This is a genomic window from Staphylococcus sp. HMSC062A01 (genome assembly GCF_001836805.1).
Classification (GTDB): domain Bacteria; phylum Bacillota; class Bacilli; order Staphylococcales; family Staphylococcaceae; genus Staphylococcus; species Staphylococcus haemolyticus.
The window spans coordinates 99280-117787 of record NZ_KV830643.1 but is presented as its reverse complement, the minus strand read 5'-3'; the positions used below and the strand labels follow the sequence as shown (position 1 = coordinate 117787).

Annotated in this window: 14 protein-coding genes and 1 riboswitch; of the genes, 1 reads left to right on the top strand and 13 read right to left on the bottom strand. The window is 35.2% G+C overall.

Going from position 1 to position 18508, the window contains the following annotated elements; translation table 11 throughout:
- Window positions 1-218 precede the first annotated feature (218 nt).
- The 8 genes from dnaB to serS all read right to left on the bottom strand — a co-directional run bounded on the left by dnaB (window position 219) and on the right by serS (window position 9328).
- Window positions 219-1619 (bottom strand): replicative DNA helicase, encoded by a 1401-nt coding sequence (dnaB, locus tag HMPREF2715_RS10550; RefSeq protein WP_011274373.1) that lies wholly within the window; start codon window positions 1617-1619, stop codon window positions 219-221.
- Window positions 1620-1815: 196 nt separating this feature from the next.
- Window positions 1816-2262, bottom strand: coding sequence for a 50S ribosomal protein L9 (rplI, locus tag HMPREF2715_RS10545; protein WP_011274372.1), 447 nt, complete (start codon window positions 2260-2262; stop codon window positions 1816-1818).
- Window positions 2259-4226: a DHH family phosphoesterase gene (locus HMPREF2715_RS10540; protein WP_070840078.1), complete on the bottom strand. Its 1968-nt coding sequence runs from the start codon at window positions 4224-4226 to the stop codon at window positions 2259-2261. Before HMPREF2715_RS10540 ends, rplI begins: the two co-directional genes overlap by 4 nt.
- A gap of 27 nt (window positions 4227-4253) precedes the next feature.
- Window positions 4254-5180, bottom strand: coding sequence for a YybS family protein (locus tag HMPREF2715_RS10535; RefSeq protein WP_029376641.1), 927 nt, complete (start codon window positions 5178-5180; stop codon window positions 4254-4256).
- 126 nt (window positions 5181-5306) lie between these two features.
- Window positions 5307-6275: a homoserine O-acetyltransferase MetX gene (locus tag HMPREF2715_RS10530; RefSeq protein ID WP_011274369.1), complete on the bottom strand. Its 969-nt coding sequence runs from the start codon at window positions 6273-6275 to the stop codon at window positions 5307-5309.
- A gap of 70 nt (window positions 6276-6345) precedes the next feature.
- Window positions 6346-6447, bottom strand: a riboswitch (SAM riboswitch).
- A 124-nt stretch (window positions 6448-6571) separates the two neighbouring features.
- A complete protein-coding gene (locus tag HMPREF2715_RS10525) occupies window positions 6572-6901 on the bottom strand; it encodes an AzlD domain-containing protein (protein WP_011274368.1) in 330 nt (109 codons plus the stop codon).
- The gene (locus HMPREF2715_RS10520) at window positions 6898-7593 is read right to left on the bottom strand and encodes an AzlC family ABC transporter permease (protein ID WP_070840076.1); all 696 of its coding nucleotides are present in this window, start codon (window positions 7591-7593) and stop codon (window positions 6898-6900) included. The genes HMPREF2715_RS10525 and HMPREF2715_RS10520 overlap by 4 nt, the downstream gene beginning before the upstream one ends.
- Window positions 7594-8041: 448 nt before the next feature.
- The gene (gene serS, locus HMPREF2715_RS10515; protein WP_049394867.1) at window positions 8042-9328 is read right to left on the bottom strand and encodes a serine--tRNA ligase; all 1287 of its coding nucleotides are present in this window, start codon (window positions 9326-9328) and stop codon (window positions 8042-8044) included.
- A gap of 655 nt (window positions 9329-9983) precedes the next feature.
- On the opposite strand from serS, the gene HMPREF2715_RS10510 reads away from it, so the two are divergent.
- A complete protein-coding gene (locus HMPREF2715_RS10510; protein WP_053016920.1) occupies window positions 9984-10796 on the top strand; it encodes an NAD(P)H-hydrate dehydratase in 813 nt (270 codons plus the stop codon).
- Window positions 10797-10897: 101 nt separating this feature from the next.
- Here the strand turns inward: HMPREF2715_RS10510 and gyrA are convergent, their stop codons facing one another.
- The 5 genes from gyrA to dnaN form a co-directional block, all read right to left on the bottom strand.
- On the bottom strand, window positions 10898-13597 hold the full coding sequence (gene gyrA / locus HMPREF2715_RS10505) for a DNA gyrase subunit A (protein WP_070840069.1): 2700 nt from the start codon (window positions 13595-13597) through the stop codon (window positions 10898-10900).
- Window positions 13598-13694: 97 nt separating this feature from the next.
- Window positions 13695-15629 carry a DNA topoisomerase (ATP-hydrolyzing) subunit B gene (gyrB, locus tag HMPREF2715_RS10500; protein ID WP_037552518.1) on the bottom strand — a complete coding sequence of 645 codons (1935 nt, stop codon included), beginning with the start codon at window positions 15627-15629 and terminating at the stop codon, window positions 13695-13697.
- 9 nt (window positions 15630-15638) lie between these two features.
- Window positions 15639-16754 carry a DNA replication/repair protein RecF gene (gene recF, locus HMPREF2715_RS10495; RefSeq protein ID WP_037552520.1) on the bottom strand — a complete coding sequence of 372 codons (1116 nt, stop codon included), beginning with the start codon at window positions 16752-16754 and terminating at the stop codon, window positions 15639-15641.
- On the bottom strand, window positions 16751-16993 hold the full coding sequence (yaaA, locus tag HMPREF2715_RS10490; protein ID WP_172458781.1) for a S4 domain-containing protein YaaA: 243 nt from the start codon (window positions 16991-16993) through the stop codon (window positions 16751-16753). The genes recF and yaaA overlap by 4 nt, the downstream gene beginning before the upstream one ends.
- A 375-nt stretch (window positions 16994-17368) precedes the next feature.
- On the bottom strand, window positions 17369-18502 hold the full coding sequence (gene dnaN, locus HMPREF2715_RS10485; RefSeq protein ID WP_011274360.1) for a DNA polymerase III subunit beta: 1134 nt from the start codon (window positions 18500-18502) through the stop codon (window positions 17369-17371).
- Window positions 18503-18508: the final 6 nt, after the last annotated feature.

Below are 18508 nucleotides of genomic sequence, written 5' to 3'. Positions count from 1 at the left end.
TAATGCAAATAAAAATCGAACATTAATTTTAGCGTATAATAGTTCTACACTCTAACGTCAATTTATTTAACAAAACTGTTAAAACCTTGATAGTACAACGATTCAAACTCATTTACCAAAAAATCATTACACATACTTACGCTCAAATTCTATCATCAAAACAAAGTAAAAACCGTACATTAAATTAACAATATAATTTAATGTACGGTAAAATATTTTTATGACATTTCTGCATGTGCATAATCAATGTCTGTAAATTTATTATATTGTTTCATGAAATGTAACTTCACAGTACCAGTCGGACCATTACGTTGTTTAGCGATAATGATTTCAATTTCACCATTTTCATCATTCGATTGTGGTTCGAAATTTCCCCCGTCATCGTCATCTTCGCCTTCACCGCGATTATAATAGTCATCACGATATAAGAAGGCAACGATATCCGCATCTTGCTCGATAGAACCTGATTCACGAATATCACTCATCATTGGTCGTTTATCTTGACGTTGTTCCACGCCACGAGATAACTGACTTAGTGCAATAACTGGACATTCTAATTCACGAGCAATCGCTTTTAAAGTACGTGAAATTTCAGATACTTCTTGCTGTCTGTTATCAGAAGCACGTGAACCACTCCCTTGAATTAACTGTAAATAGTCAATCACAATCATGTCTAAACCATGTTCTTGTTTTAAACGACGGCATTTAGAACGTAAGTCTGTAATTCGAATACCAGGTGTATCATCAATGAAGATCTTGGTACGTGATAATTTACCGACTGCTATTGTAAATCGATTCCAGTCTTCTTCTGTCATCGTACCTGTACGTAGTCGATTGGAATCCACATTACCTGAACTACAAATCATACGTGTTGCTAATTGGTCTGCCCCCATCTCAAGTGAGAAAATGCCGACAGTATAATTACCTTCATGTGTCGCTACCTTTTGAGCAATGTTAAGAGCGAAGGCAGTCTTACCTACTGAAGGACGGGCAGCTAAGATAATTAAGTCGTTTCTGTTAAATCCAGCTGTCATTTGGTCTAAATCACGATAACCCGTAGGAATACCCGGCGTTTGACCACTATTTTGGTCGAGCTCTTCAGCTGTTTCATAAACTTGTCCTAATACATCTCTAATATCCTTAAATCCATCACTTTGACGATTAGAGGATAATTCAAGAATACGTCGCTCGGCATCACTTAATATCGCATCTAATTCAAGTTCATTATCATAACCATCGTTGGCAATACTATCCGCAGTTTGAATTAATCTGCGTTTTAATGCATGGTTTGCGACGATATTTGTATAATACTGAATGTTACGTGTCGTAGGTACATTATTTGAGAGTTCCGCTAAATACTGAGGACCACCAGCCTCGCTTAATGTACCTTCTTTCGTTAATTGATCCATTAACGTTACGACATCAATTTCATCACCATCTTCATTTAAGTTCATCATCGCTCTGAAGATGTGTTGGTGGGCACCTCTATAAAAGGACTCAGGAAGGAGCACTTCCTGAGTCGAATTAATCAATTGTGGATCTAAAATAATTGCACCTAAGACAGATTGTTCAGCTTCATTATTATGTGGCATTTGCTTTTGCTCATACATATTATCCATTAATCATTACACCTCTAAATCCATCTTAATTTTCACAAATCATAGTGCAACATTGTTATTTGAAAATTTTTAGTCATTAGTTCACGTAGCGTAGTTGAATGACGCTCAAATACACAGTTTTTAATGAACTTAAGTGCTTTAGCACTTAAGTAAGTAGTTCTAATGATTATAATCAAAGAACTACTTTACCCGCTTCTTACTTCTCTACAGTGTGAACACGGATTGTACCTTCAACTTCTTTGTCTAATTTAACAGGTACATTTGTATAACCTAATGCATGGATACCTTGAGGTAAATCCATTTTACGTTTATCAATTTTAATATCATGTTGTGTTTTAAGTGCTTCAGCAATTTGTTTAGTACTTACAGAACCAAACAATTTGCCTCCTTCACCAGTTTTAGCACTCACTTCAACTTCAATTTCTTCTAATTTTGATTTTAAGGCTTTAGCGTCATCAATTTCTTTTTGTCTATCCGCTTCAGCACGTTTATTTTGTTGTTCCAATTGTTTCAAATTACCTGGAGTTGCTTCAACAGCATAATTATTTTTAATTAAAAAGTTATTTGCATATCCTACTGGTACATCTTTAATTTCGCCTTTTTTACCTTTACCTTTAACATCTTGTGTGAAAATTACTTTCATGCGTCTTCACTCCTACTCATTTGTTCTGTAATTGCTTGTTGTAACTGTTCAATCGCTTCTTCAATTGATAATCCTTTCAATTGTGTTGCAGCGTTAGTTAAGTGACCACCGCCACCTAAGGCTTCCATCGTTAATTGAACATTAATAGAGCCTAATGAACGTGCTGATATACCGATTAAGTTATCTTCACGTTTAGCTACTACATAAGAAGCTTCTATACCTTCTAAACTTAACAACTCATCCGCAGCTTGTGCAACTGTAACAGGATGATAAATTTTTTCGTTAGAACCATGGGCAATTGCAATGCCATTATCTTGAACTTCAACCGTTCGAATAAGTTCTGAACGATTAATATACGTATCGATGTCATCTTTTAAGAAGTGTTGCGTTAATATCGTATCTGCACCATGGGCACGTAAATAGCTTGCCGCGTCAAACGTTCTAGAACCTGTACGCAATGTGAAGTTACGTGTATCAACAATGATACCTGCATACATAACAGTAGATTCTAAACGTGTTAAACGTTGTTCAGTTGGTTGATATTCTAATAACTCTGTTACAAGTTCTGCAGTCGAGCTTGCATAAGGTTCCATATATACTAATAATGGGTTAGAAATAAAGCTTTCTCCTCGTCTATGATGGTCAATCACGACTTTACGATTAGCTTTATTTAGAATGTTCTCATCTAATACCATTTCTGGTTTATGCGTATCCACAACGACAATTGTAGATTTAGATGTCATCATATCCCATGCTTCATCTGATGTAACAAATCGTTCTTTCAACTCAGGTTTCTTATCGATTTCATCCATCACTCGGCGTAACGTTGGATCAATATCTTCCTCGTTTAAAACAACATAGGCCTCTAAATTATTCATTAATGCGAATCTTGAAACCCCAATTGCCGCACCTATAGCATCTAAGTCAGGACGTTTATGTCCCATAATGATAACTTTATCGCCTTCAGTTAAGATATCCTTTAATGCGTGAGAAATAACACGCGCTCTTACACGTGTACGTTTTTCCATCGGGTCAGTCTTACCGCCATAGAATCGCACGTTTCCGTTCATATTCTTGATAGCTACTTGGTCACCACCACGACCTAATGCTAAATCTAGACCAGATTGTGATAATTCACCAAGATCGATTAAGTTCTCTGTACCTTCTCCGACACCGATACTTAGTGTTAGTTGAGCACGGTAACCGACACTCTTTTCACGTAATTGGCTAAGGATTTCAAAGTTAGATTCTTCGATTTCGGCTAATATTTTTTGATTTAAATACGCTACGAACTGGTCAGAATTATATCGTTTAAAGTAAATATTGTATTCTGATGCCCAACGACTAATCACTCGTGTTACCATTGAGTTGATTTCAGAACGTTGCGTGTCGTTCATATTTTGCGTAATTTCATCGTAGTTATCTAAGAATAACGTTGCGATGATTGGTTTTGATTCTTCATATAACTCATTAGTTTGTACTTCATCTGTAATATCGAAGAAATATAAACAACTTTCTTCCTCTGAATGACGAACGTGGTAATGATATTGACCATGTTCGATTTCAACTTCTTGTACCTTTTCAAGCTGCTTTAAAATATTCGGAAAAACTTCATTGACTGGTTCTGAGATGACATTCGTTTCTAAGTGTTCAGACATGTACTGGTTAATCCATTCAATATGGTCATCAGCATCAAGCACGACCATACCAATAGGTAATCGTTTAATTGCTCTGTTGCTTCCAGCCGAGATGTGACCACTTAAGTTATCCACATAATTATCCATTTTCAATAAGGCTTGTCTGACTAACACGATGCTAATAATAATCATCACGACTAAAATAGCTGCTGCAATTGTAGCGACTAATGGTTTAAAGATAAACCATACAACTACAAGTGCAATCGAAGTGAGTACCATTAAAATAAATGGTATCAATAGCGCCTTCTTAGTGGATTGACGGTTCATTATTCCACCTCTATTCACTTTTTAAAGTCATTTTTTAATCATTCGTTTTAAATTAATTCCTAAATCAAGTACGCCAAGTAATGCAATGATATGTGTTGCTGGTGTAATAATTGTCCCCACAACCATCAGCAATATCGTTACAGCGTTTGGTATACGTTTTGCTTTACCAAAGAAATGAATTACACTCAATCCTTGGATATACATCAGTAATGATAACACAACTTCGAAATTTAACACGATACTTTGGAAAGTACTTGGTTCAGTAGCGAACATTACACAAAGTAAAACAACCATATATACCCATAGTAATGAACGGTTAAGCTGCCAAGCAAATAAAGGTTTAAAAATTGGTGTAGCTACTTTAAATTTACGAAGAATTGGAAATGTAATAATTAAGTTAATTAAGACTAAAATAAAGACCGTAATGATAATAAAACTTGGAAGTTGAACTGCCATTTGACGGAAGCCTTCTTCTAAGATTGTTTTATAATCTGCTTCAACACCTGATGTTACAACAGCATTATGCATTGTATCTTTAAAAGGCTTAATTAATGTCGTAGCGCTAGGTATCTTTTTAAACGTTTGTAATAACATAAATGCGACTAAAGTAAATATACTTAAATATGTTGTAGCTATAAATAAGATTCGTTCTTTAGAGGCACGTTCTTTCAATAATTGGCCAATAATAAAGCTAAGTATTAAAACTAAAATCATGGCACTTAATACAAATGTATTACCCAACAATGTGGTAAGAATAACTGTGATCAAAGCTCCAATTCCAAATGATGGAATAGACTTATTCCATAAAATAATACCTGGAATTGTAGCGAATAAACATAGAATTAATCCAAGTACTGGTAATACATACGTAACTAAAGCAACCATAACAAGTGCAATTGTTCCTATAATTGTTGCTTTAGGATGTACTTTTGAAAACAAATTCGCCACTCCTATACTATTTTGACTATAACTTCTATTTTAACCTCTAAGCAAAATTAAAACAAATTGTGAAGATTGAGGTATAGCATAAGACTATAACAATGTGTTTTTACTTCCATAGCGACGACCTACCCGCTTCGTCTATTTCCGCTTAAATTTCGTTACTTTAAGAAAATGATACAAGTTAGGTGCCCAATCATTAAAATTTAATAAAAAGCCATCATGACCTACATTATCTGGAACAAAGAAATGACGATGATATTTAAATCGTTCCCCTACTGCCCTCACTTGATCATCTGGATATAATAAATCATCCGTAAATCCCATTGTTAATACCTTAGTATCTAGAGATTGATAAACATCATCTACATTCGTGCGTCCGCGATCAACATTATGGCTATCTAAAACATTTAGCATTGTTAAATAACAGGACAAATCATAAGTTTCTTTAAATTTATTACCTTGATGTCGTTGATAACTCACCACTTCATCTGGTGAAAAGCGTTGGTCATAACTTTTAGATGAACGATACGTTAGAAAGCCTAATTGTCGTGCAATACTAAGACCTTCTTTGCCACCAAGATGAATCGCTTCTCGTGCAATTTCATTGAAAGCACGACTATATGACGACGTCTTATCAGTTGCTGCTAGAATAACCGCCTTATCCACTTCAAATTGTTGATTATATAGAAGCTCCATGACTTGCATGCCACCTAGACTACCACCAATTAAAATATTAATCTTGTCGAAGCCAAGTGCGCGTATGCCCAATTCAATAGCTTTTACAATATCTCTCAAAGTTAAATGCTTTGGAAAATTTGGATTAGTTAAAGGAGAACTTGAACCAAAGGGACTACCAATAACATTAAACGTTAGAAATTGATAATCATAAATCGGCATATAACCACCGTCTATAATTTCACGCCACCAACCAGGCTCGTCATCTGTGCCATATGTTAGATGATTACCAGTAAGTGCGTGACACACTACAACAAGCGGTTGACCAGCATAGCCTACATGTTCATAACGTAATTGTAAATTATCAATCATTTCACCTGATTCAGTTGTAAAGGGTCCTAAATTTAATGTTTCTACTGTGTAATTGGTCATGCGGTTACCTCCTTTTAAATAAAAAATCGCCTATACTCAATTATTAAAGTATGAGGCGATTTGTCTCCATTACTTATCATTCGAGTATCTCGTTGGTAGTAGCACCGTGCGTATGCATCGCCGGTTGCTGAAGTTTCTCAGGGCCGTGTCCCTCCACTTCTCTTAATAAGTTTTTTATCTCTATTCATTTACTGCGTATTTATAAAATAGTATCAATGTACCATTTACGTTCTAGACTTTTATTGTATCTAATTGTATAACCAACTTCAATTGTTAGTTGTTGGGTTCTGCCTTTTCTAAAAGAAGAAACGTAAACCTGCTATAAGAACAATCCCCACTAATATTGTTGTCGTAAGACTTCGTGTAAAAAGTGCAACAAAAACAGTCGGAATTGTTACTAAAACAAATGGGATATTGAGTGTATATCCTGCTACGCCCTCTTGTTGCTCGATAATGCCATCTAAGATAAGTGCTGTAAATAATGTAATTGGTATAAACGATAACCATTTAATTACCGTTTCTGAAAGTTGAATACGTGAAATCATTAAGAATGGGACTACTCGAATAATTAAAGTTACAAGTCCACACAACACGATTAATATAAACATGTGCCAAGATGTTGTCATTTATCCATCACCACCCCTAATGTTGCTGCTAACATAGATGCAATTAAAATTGCGACGTATGACGGCATGAACCAGCTTAAACTGAGCATCATCACGATGACAAATACGATAAGTACTATGTAAATTTTAAGTTTAGATGAAGTGATTGATTCAAATTGTGCCATTGTTAAAAAGATAAACATCGCGGTAATCGCAAAATCGAGACCTAACATATCTGGATTAGATATGTATTTACCGAGTAACGCACCAACAATACTTGCTAGTGCCCAAAATGAATATGCAGTTAGATTCAATCCATGTAACCAACGATCGTTTATCTTCTCCCCTTTTAAATGAGGCGTGATTGCAACGCCAAAGGTTTCATCTGTCAAAATTGAAGATAAGCCTAGTCGATTCCAAATATCATAATCTTTATAATTAGGTGCTAACGTCATTGAAAGTAGGAAGAAACGTGAATTGACAATCAATGTTGTAAGGACAATGGCAGAAATCGGTGTTCCAGTAGCCACAAGCGCACATATAATAAATTGTGCTGCACCAGCATACACAAGCAAACATAATAATAGTATTTCGATGATACTAAAGTGTTGTGAAGCCGCCACTATTCCAAATGATAGTCCAATTCCAACGTAGCCTAATAAAGTAGGTATACATTCTTTAACGCCCTGTTTAAATGTCACATGTGATGGCATCTTTGTAACCTCCTTTATTCTTATTAATTTTATAAAGTAATATACTAATATTTTCAGTCTAATATACGGATGCTAGAGTGGCAACAACATTAGACGCAGGGTTGTGTGACGTTAGACTGAACGACTACTTAGAAGTGTTGATTTGAAAGTATTTTAAATGTGTCTGTTTTTGTAGACAACGGTTTATTTATCTCTTAAAAAGTAGTCTAAATTAGCCTTTTTACTTCATCCCTTTATTAAGAAAAAGTGGAATTTTATGCAATTAATTATTAGAAATATACTAAGAGGAGATGGACTAAATTTAATATATTAGAATCTCATATGTAAGGACGAAAAAAAACTGAGAAAAGCTCGGTAAGAGCATTTTCTCAGTTTAGTAAGCTACTACGAATTTGCGATATAGCCTTAACATATTTATTTTAATCTGTACTTCTTACTAACTAATGAATTAGTCGTTTACTGGACGGATTTCAGTTTTACCACCCATGAATGGTACTAATGCTTCTGGAATTGTTATTGAACCATCTGCATTTTGATAGTTTTCAACGATAGCTGCAAATGTACGACCTACAGCAAGTCCACTACCATTTAAAGTATGTGCTAATTCTGGTTTAGAAGCGGCATCACGTTTAAAGCGGATGTTAGCACGACGCGCTTGGAAATCAGTACAGTTTGAGCAAGAACTAATTTCTTTATAGTTGTCATAACTTGGTAACCATACTTCTAAGTCGTATGTTTTACTAGCACTGAAACCGATGTCGCCAGTACATAAGATAACACGACGATATGGTAAACCTAATTCTTCAAGAATTGCTTCAGCATTTTGTGTCATATCTTCTAAAGCGTCCCAAGAATCTTCAGGTTTTTCGATACGAACCATTTCAACTTTGTCGAATTGGTGTAAACGGATTAAACCTCTTGTATCTCTACCAGCTGATCCTGCTTCACTACGGAAACAAGCTGTTTGAGCAGTGAATTTTTCTGGTAATACGCCTGGTTGGATGATTTCATCTCTATAGAAGTTTGTTAATGGAACTTCTGCAGTTGGAATTGTGTATAAACCTTCTTTTTCAACTTTGAATAAATCTTCTTCAAATTTAGGTAATTGACCAGTACCAAACATTGTATCTGCATTAACTAATTGAGGTGTCATCATTTCAGTATAACCGTGTTGCGTTGTATGTTTAGTAAGCATGTAGTTCATTAATGCACGTTCTAATAATGCACCATCTTTAGTTAAGTATACGAAACGCGCACCTGAAATTTTTGCAGCACGTTCAAAGTCTGCCATTTTTAATTCTTCTACTAAGTCCCAGTGTGCTTTTGGTTCAAAGTCAAATTCACGAGGTGTACCCCATTTTTTAACTTCAACGTTTTCTTCATCAGAATCCCCTTGTGGTACATCTTCAGCAATTAGGTTAGGGATACGAATTAAGATATCTCTAACTTTATTATCCACTTCGTTAAGTTTAGCGTCGTTTTCTTTGATTTCGTCACCAAGTTCACGCATTTCTTTGATAACGTCGTCTGCATTTTCTTTGTTACGTTTCTTTTCAGCGATTTCTTCACTTACTTTGTTACGACGTGCTTTCATTTCTTCAGTTTTACCGATTAATTGACGACGTTCATTATCTAATTCTAATACTTCGTCAACTACTTTAGGATCATCTCCACGTAGTTCAATTTTGCTCTTAACTGTGTCTGCTTGTTCTCTGAATAGTCTAATGTCTAACATGTAATACTCATCCTTCCCAATTTTTGAAAAATTTAATTTCGGATAACATGCGTATTTTCAATAAAAAAAGACCACATCCCCTTTACAAGGGACGTGGTCTACGCGTTGCCACCCTATTTAACAATTTAACACTACATATGTATCAAATTGCACTTTCCTTAAAATAACGGTTATTACCGGTTGTTCACAATTGTAGGTAGATTCGCATAACAATCAATTACTTGTTCACACTCAACACAAGCTCTCTGAAATTAATTAATTATGTTACTTGTCCCACGAACAATAACTTATTAAGTTATTTTTAATATAGCAAACTCCTTTATAATTAGCAAGTAAATTGTAAATAATATTATATTCATGCTAGTCGTAAACACCCTCTATTAACCAACATAATCACTTCCCATCATTCATTACAAAATAATCTTCATAATAGTGTTGACGAAAGTCATTCACAGGTATAATATTTTCTATTGTATTTAAAAAGGTCATAAACAAACATTCAAATTTAAAACTCAACAGGCGAGTTAGTTGTTGATGCTTTCGCTACGCATCTCATCGTCACTTAAAATTTGAGTTATATATAGAATTGACAATAATCACATTTTTACAATTTAGTATTATACGTTCGAAACGTCTTCAAGGGAGGGTTTAATTCATGGAAACATTAACAACAGTTAATATTCCTAAAAGAAAAGAAGAGACACATAAAGGTGACTATGGAAAGATTTTACTTATAGGTGGGAGTGCCAATTTAGGGGGAGCAATCATGTTGGCTGCGCGTGCATGTGTTTATAGTGGGAGTGGATTAATTACAGTAGCTACACATCCTACAAATCATGCTGCACTTCATTCTCGTTGCCCAGAAGCGATGGTTATCGATATTAACGACACTAAAATGTTAACTAAAATGATTGAGAACACTGATAGTATTTTAATTGGGCCAGGCTTAGGTGTCGATTTCAAAGGTAATAACGCAATTACATTTTTACTACAAAATATTCAGCCACATCAAAACTTAATTGTTGATGGTGATGCTATAACGATATTTAGTAAATTAAAACCTGATATCCCAACTTGCCGTGTTATCTTCACGCCACATCAAAAGGAATGGGAACGTTTGAGTGGTATCCCTATTGAAGAACAAACTTATGAACGTAATAGAGAAGCTGTAGATAAGTTAGGTGCTGCAGTTGTACTGAAAAAACACGGTACTGAAATATTCTTCAAAGACAAAGAATATAGACTTGCCATTGGTACACCGGCAATGGCGACTGGTGGCATGGGAGATACGTTAGCTGGTATGATTACAAGCTTTGTTGGACAATTTGATGATTTTAGAGATGCGATAACAAGCGCAACTTATACACATAGTTATATTGGAGAAAAATTATCTGAATCTATGTATGTCGTACCACCTTCACGTTTAATTAGTGAAATTCCATACGTTATGAAAGAATTAGAAAACTAAATAAGCTATAAAAATAAGGCTTCCCTGGTATTAGGGAAGTCTTATTTGTTGAAGAAATCAATATTGTTGTAACTTTCTATTATTGATTAACCTTCTATTCTTTAGTTTTCGTCATCTTCATCATTGTTAGATGCATTTTCAATGTCTTCATTTACACGATCCATGAAGTCTTGTCTAACTTCAATACGTTCATCTGTTGCATCTTCATCAGATGAAACTGTAGTCTCTTCGTCCGCTTCAGTATGAAGTGCGTTACCTGGTGTATCATCATCAATTACTTCTTCACTAGGACTTTCTGTACTTTCTGCATTTGATTCACCATTTTCAGTTTGAGCAGCCTCAGTCGCATCTTCATCTTCTGTTTTATCAATAACTTTAGCAACTGTTGATACAAATTGATCATCGCCTAATTTCATTAAGCGAACACCTTGAGTTGCACGACCATTTTGAGAAATATCTTCTACTTCTAAACGAATGATAACACCACTATTTGTAACAATCATTAAGTCTTCTTCGCCATTAACAGTTGTGATACAAACGATATTACCATTACGTTCAGTAATCTTCGCAGTCTTGATACCTTTACCACCACGATTTGATAAGCGATATTCACTCACTGGCGTACGTTTACCATAACCATTTTCAGTGACGACTAGCACTTCATCTTCGCTATCGGCATGGGCAACATCTAGACCTACAACGACATCATCTTCACGTAATGAGATACCTCTTACACCTGCAGCAGTACGACCTAATGGACGTAAACTTGTTTCTGCAAATCTAATTAATGAAGCATGGGATGTTCCAATTAAGATATCTTGGTTACCATCTGTAAGACGTACTGCAATTAATTCATCGTCTTCTTTGAATCCAATCGCAATCTTACCGTTCTTATTGATATGTGAGAAATTGCTTAAAGCAGAACGTTTCACAATACCATTTTTAGTTGCAAATACTAAGTAACTATCTTCATCTTCAAGGTTTCTAACAGCAATCATCGTACTGATTGTTTCATCATTATCTAATTCAATCGCATTAATGACTGGAATACCTTTAGATTGGCGAGATAATTCTGGAACTTCGTATCCTTTAAGTTTATAAACACGGCCTTTATTCGTGAAGAATAGAACGTGGTCATGTGTACTTAACGTTACAAGTTGACTTACGAAATCTTCTTCCAATGTATTCATACCTTGAACGCCGCGTCCGCCACGGTGTTGTGAACGATACGTTGAAACTGGTAAACGTTTAATATAGTTATTATGGCTCAATGTGATGACGATTTGTTCTTCAGGAATTAAATCTTCATCTTCTAAATCATCTAAGCCACCTAATTGAATTTCTGTACGACGTTTGTCACCAAAACGTTCTTTAATATCAGTTAACTCATCACGAACTAATTGAAGTAAAACTTCGTCATCGGCTAAGATTTCTTCAAGTTCAGAAATATAACCGAGTAATTCGTTGTATTCATTTTCAATTTTATCTCGTTCTAAACCAGTTAAACGTCTCAAACGCATATCTAAAATAGCTTGCGCTTGACGTTCAGATAATTTAAAACGCTCTTGCAATGTTTCCATAGCGACTTTATCTGTTTCTGATTCACGAATTGTCGTAATAATCTCATCGATATGATCTAACGCTATACGTAAACCTTCTAAGATATGTGCTCGGTCTTTCGCTTTTTTCAAGTTGTATTCAGTACGACGACGTACAACTGTCTTTTGATGTTCTAAATATTCAACTAAAGCTTGTTTTAAATTGATTAATTTTGGACGTCCATTAACAAGTGCAATCATATTAACACCAAATGAAGTTTGTAATGGCGTCTGTTTATATAAATTGTTTAAAATAACATTGGCATTTGCATCTTTACGAACATCGATTACTACTCTAACGCCAGTACGTAAACTTGTTTCATCACGTAAATCAGTAATACCTTCAATTTTCTTTTCACGAACAAGTTCTGCAATCTTCTCAATCATACGCGCTTTATTAACTTGATACGGGATTTGAGTCACTACGATACGTTGGCGACCGCCACCTCGCTCTTCAATTTCCGCACGTGCACGCATTTGAATTGATCCTCGACCTGTTTCATAAGCACGTCGGATGCCACTTTTCCCTAGAATTAAACCAGCTGTTGGAAAATCAGGGCCTTGAATATCTTCCATAAGCTCTGCAATCGTTACATCTGGATTCTTACTTAAATGTAAAACACCGTTGATGACTTCGGTTAAATTGTGAGGAGGAATATTTGTTGCCATACCTACAGCGATACCTGATGCACCATTAACTAATAAGTTAGGGAAACGAGAAGGTAAGACTTCCGGCTCTCTTTCAGTACCATCATAGTTATCTAGAAAATCGATTGTATCTTTGTTAATATCACGCAGTAATTCTAACGTAATCTTAGTCATCTTCGCTTCAGTATAACGCATGGCAGCGGCACCATCGCCGTCCATTGAACCAAAGTTACCTTGACCATCGACAAGTGGATAACGATAACTGAATGTTTGTGCCATTCTGACCATGGCATCATAGATTGATGAGTCTCCGTGAGGGTGATATTTACCCATTACATCCCCAACGATACGTGCTGATTTTTTATATGGTTTATCAGGGGTCATACCTTGTTCATTTAAGCCATATAAGATACGACGGTGTACAGGTTTTAAACCATCACGTACATCAGGTAACGCACGTGAAACGATAACGCTCATTGCATAGTCTAAGAATGATTCGCGCATCTCGCTGGTTATATTTCGTTCATTTATTCTTGATTGAGGTAAGTCAGCCATCAAGATATCCTCCTTCTATAATCAATTCACTTAAAATAGCAAGACTGCAAGCCATTATGCTGTACAGTCTTTAAGATTTTCAATACTAGACGTTAACTTAGAAATCTAAGTTCGCATATACTGCATTGTCTTCGATAAATTGTCTACGATTTTCAACTACATCACCCATTAACATTTCAAATGTTTGGTCCGCTTCAATCGCATCTTCTAATTTAACTTGTAACATCATACGGTTTTCAGGATTCATAGTCGTTTCCCATAATTGATCCGCATTCATTTCTCCTAAACCTTTATAACGTGATATTTGCCATTTAGGTGTAGGGCTTAATTCTGATTTCAATTTATCAAGTTCACGATCATTAAATACATAATATTTTTGTTTGCCTTGTGCTAATTTATACAATGGCGGTTGTGCAATATACACATATCCCGCTTCGATTAGTGGTCTCATGAAACGATAGAAGAACGTTAGTAATAAAGTTCTAATATGCGCGCCATCCACATCAGCATCTGTCATGATTACAATTTTATGATAACGTGCTTTAGAGATATCGAACTCGCCACCAATACCAGTACCAAAGGCTGTAATCATTTGACGTATTTCATTATTGTTAAGAATACGGTCTAAACGTGCTTTTTCAACGTTTAAGATTTTACCTCTTAACGGCAAGATAGCTTGTGTTTTAGAGTCACGACCTTCTTTTGTAGACCCCCCGGCAGAGTCACCCTCTACTAGGAAGATTTCACTTTCTTCAGGTTTCTTACTTGAACAGTCTGCAAGTTTACCTGGTAAGCTTGAAATTTCTAAAGCTGATTTACGACGTGTCACTTCACGTGCTTTCTTTGCTGCGACACGTGCACGTGATGCCATAATTCCTTTTTCCACAACGATGCGTGCAACATTTGGATGTTCATATAAGAAACGTTCAAAATGCTCGGCAAACAATCTATCAACAATTTGACGTACTTCAGAGTTACCTAATTTCGTTTTAGTTTGTCCTTCGAATTGAGGATCACCGTGTTTAATTGATACGACGGCTGTTAAACCTTCACGTGTATCTTCGCCAGACAATCTTTCTTTATCGTCTTTAATAATCTTACTTTGTGTTCCATAGCTATTTAATATACGCGTTAAGGCACGTTTGAAACCATCTTCATGCGTACCACCTTCATAAGTATGAATATTATTCGCATAAGATAATAAGTTTGTTGCATAACCGCTGTTATATTGCATAGCGATTTCTATTTCTACATCATCTTTAGTTTGATGAATATAAATAGGTTCTTCATGAATAGGCTCTTTATTTTCGTTTAATAGTTCAACGTAAGATTTAATACCGCCTTCATAGTAATATGTATCTTCGCGTTGCTCTACATCTTCACGCTCATCTCTTAAAGTGATTGAAATACCTTTGTTCAAGAATGCAAGCTCTCTAATACGCTTTTGTAGCGTTTCATAGTTATAAACAGTTGTTTCAGTGAATATCTCACTATCTGCTTTAAAGCGAATGACTGTACCTGTTTTATCAGTGCTACCTACTTCTTTAAGATCAAATTGAGGTACACCTTTTTTATATGCTTGATGATAGATAGTATCGTTACGATGAACGTATACCTCTAATTCTTCAGACAATGCGTTAACAACTGAAGAACCTACACCATGTAGACCACCAGATACTTTATAACCGCCACCGCCGAATTTACCACCAGCATGCAGTACAGTTAAGATAACTTCAACTGCTGGACGGCCCATTTTTTCTTGAATATCAACAGGAATGCCTCGACCATTGTCAGTTACTTTAATCCAATTGTCTTTTTCAATAATAACTTCGATTTGATTTGCATAACCAGCAAGTGCCTCGTCGATACTGTTATCCACGATTTCCCATACTAAGTGGTGCAAACCTCTTTCTGAAGTTGACCCTATATACATACCAGGTCTTTTACGAACGGCTTCTAACCCTTCTAATACCTGTATCTGTCCAGCACCATAGTTATCTGTGTTGTTTACATCTGACAATGTATTCACCATCACTTTCTATTACTTTATAATTTCACCTTGATTGATTCGATAAAGCTTAGCATTATTCATAATTTCATGATCTATGCCGTCTACAGATGTTGTTGTTACAAAGGTTTGTACTTTATGTTGAATCGTGCTTAATAGATGTGTTTGTCGAGAATCATCTAATTCGCTTAACACATCATCCAATAATAAGATTGGATATTCTCCAACTTCAATATTCATTAACTCTATTTCTGCTAATTTAATGGATAATGCAGTCGTACGTTGCTGCCCTTGAGATCCATATGTTTGTGCATCCATATCATTTACATTAAAGCCTAAATCATCTCTATGTGGTCCAAATAAACAGACGCCTCTATCCATTTCTCGCTTAATATTGTCATTCAATAGCGTAATCACTTCGTCCAATAACGTCTGTTCACCTTTGCTCATATCACTGAGTTTAATACTTGGTAAATAAGTTAATGACAACGTTTCTCTCTCATTCGTGATACCTGCATGAATCGGTTTAGCCAATGATTCTAATTCTTTGATGAAATGCTCTCGTCTCAACGTTACATTTAAAGCATATTGTGCAAATTGTTGGTTTAAGACTTCTAACATTGTAGTGTCTTGCTTCTGGCCCAATTGCAGTTGCTTTAAGTAATTATTCTTCTGTTTGAGAATACGCTGGTATTGAGCCAAATCATTTAAATATACTGCAGATATCTGACCTAATTCCATATCAATAAAGCGTCTTCGTATCTGAGGGGAGCCTTTAACAATATTTAAATCTTCTGGCGCAAAAAGAACCACGTTAAGATGTCCAACATACTGAGTTAGTCGACTTTGTTCTAAGTGGTTCACTTTTACTTGTTTACCTTTTTTAGTTATAAACATCGTTAGTGGCATCGTTCCATGTCTATAATTTAGTACACCCTCTATTTTAGCATACTCTGAGTTAAACCGTATAAGCTCCTTATCATTCGATGTACGATGACTTTTGGCTAAAGCTAATGTGTAAATTGATTCAAGCAAATTCGTCTTCCCTTGTGCATTTTCTCCGATCAGAATATTCACATCAGGATGACATTCGAGCGTAACTTCTTCATAGTTACGATAATTTTCTAATTGGAGTGTTTTAAGTTTCATTGTTCACCTTGATGAATAATGATTACAGAATCAATTTCAGGGATATCTGGGAAATCAATTCGATCTTGGTTAGCTAGTTTTTTACCACGACGTGTTTCGCGCTCGCCATTAATTAGAACTTCAACATCTTGTAAGAACCATTTAGCTTGTCCACCTGATTCAATAATGCCTTCCGTTTTAAGAAATTGGCCTAACGTAATATCGCCTTCAACTACTACTTCTTGAACCAAAATAATCACTCCGTTTCTTTATGTGTCATTAATATATTATACCTTTTTTAGGTTTAAATTTCATTTAAAATGGAATGTGAAACCGTTTACTTTACAATATCTTTTTACATATTTAATTTTAGTAGGAAAATTAGTTATATTTTTCAATTTGAAGCGGCTTTTTTAAAGAAAATTGAAGATTACAAATGAGGTTGTATAGAGAATAGCCTGATTTTTAATTTTAAGGGCCATTTTAGCTTGATGATATATTATTTAGAGTTATCCCACTAGTGAATAACTTTTGTGTCTATATTGAAGGCTGAATGAGCTTAAATTAAATAAAAAAGGAGTTAGGACGGAATTCCTTTTGAATTCGTCGTAACTCCAAGTTAATAGCTTTTAAAACTAATACGTTCTAATTGGTAAAATTAATTGTGTGACAGAATCATCTTCTTTTGGTTTAAGGATGAATGGTTTCATCGTACCAAAGAATTCAACTTCAACTTCATCATTATCAATCGCTTTTAACGCATCCATCATATAACGAGAGTTGAAAGAAATCTTCAAGTTGCCACCCTCTACATCCGTTGCTGTAACTTCTTCTTTTACAGTACCAATCTCAGGTGATGTAGATGATAATTCTACAACATCATTACCTGTACTTAACTTAATAACGTTGTTACCACCTTCTCGTGCCAATAAAGAAGCACGATCGATTGCGTGATAGAATTCACCGTTGTCTAAGCCTAATTTAATTTCGTAATTCTCAGGGAATAAACGTGTTGTATCAGGATAATGTCCTTCTAATAAACGAGAAATAAAGTTTACATTTCCAACTTTAAATAAAACTTGATTTGAAGCAAAGAAAATATCAATCTCTTCATCGCTATCACTCATAATTTTATTTAATTCTGATAAAGCTTTACCTGGAATGATGACATTTTTATTTTCAGAGTCATCTTCTAATTTCAACTTTCTTACAGCCAAGCGGTGTGAATCGGTCGCAGTGCATATTAATTCATTATCTTGTATAAGCCAGTTAACACCAGTAAGTACTGGTCGTGTTTCTGAGGTGGACACTGCGAAATTTGTTTGTGCAATGATATTTTTTAATACTTTTACTGATAATTGGATTGCATCATCACGTGATACTTGAGGTAATAATGGATATTGATCAGGATCTAAACCACTTAAGTTAAATTCAGAATGTCCTGAAGTAATCAGTGTTTGAAATTGTTCATTTGTTGATAATTTAACATCTTTACCTGGTAGTTTTTTAATAATATCTACGAAGAAACGACCAGGAAGTACAACTGAACCTGTTTCAGAAATAGTGACGATATCCTCACCATCTACTTGTTTAGGGATTGTAATTTCAATAGATATCTCAGAATCTGAACCAGTAAGGATGACTTCGTTATCTTTAGCATCGATTTTGATACCCGTTAAAATTGGTAATGTTGTTCTTGGTGAGATGGCTTTTAATGTGTCATTTAATTGATTAATAAAATAATCTCTTCTAATTGTGAATTCCATCATTAATTT

Bases quoted from the DNA above. Each gene is read 5' to 3' on its own strand.
- dnaB (WP_011274373.1), bottom strand. From the start codon at position 1,619: ATGGATAATATGTATGAGCAAAAGCAAATGCCACATAATAATGAAGCT.
- rplI (WP_011274372.1), bottom strand. From the start codon at position 2,262: ATGAAAGTAATTTTCACACAAGATGTTAAAGGTAAAGGTAAAAAAGGC.
- HMPREF2715_RS10540 (WP_070840078.1), bottom strand. From the start codon at position 4,226: ATGAACCGTCAATCCACTAAGAAGGCGCTATTGATACCATTTATTTTA.
- HMPREF2715_RS10530 (WP_011274369.1), bottom strand. From the start codon at position 6,275: ATGACCAATTACACAGTAGAAACATTAAATTTAGGACCCTTTACAACT.
- HMPREF2715_RS10525 (WP_011274368.1), bottom strand. From the start codon at position 6,901: ATGACAACATCTTGGCACATGTTTATATTAATCGTGTTGTGTGGACTT.
- HMPREF2715_RS10520 (WP_070840076.1), bottom strand. From the start codon at position 7,593: ATGCCATCACATGTGACATTTAAACAGGGCGTTAAAGAATGTATACCT.
- serS (WP_049394867.1), bottom strand. From the start codon at position 9,328: ATGTTAGACATTAGACTATTCAGAGAACAAGCAGACACAGTTAAGAGC.
- HMPREF2715_RS10510 (WP_053016920.1), top strand. From the start codon at position 9,984: ATGGAAACATTAACAACAGTTAATATTCCTAAAAGAAAAGAAGAGACA.
- gyrA (WP_070840069.1), bottom strand. From the start codon at position 13,597: ATGGCTGACTTACCTCAATCAAGAATAAATGAACGAAATATAACCAGC.
- gyrB (WP_037552518.1), bottom strand. From the start codon at position 15,629: ATGGTGAATACATTGTCAGATGTAAACAACACAGATAACTATGGTGCT.
- recF (WP_037552520.1), bottom strand. From the start codon at position 16,754: ATGAAACTTAAAACACTCCAATTAGAAAATTATCGTAACTATGAAGAA.
- dnaN (WP_011274360.1), bottom strand. From the start codon at position 18,502: ATGATGGAATTCACAATTAGAAGAGATTATTTTATTAATCAATTAAAT.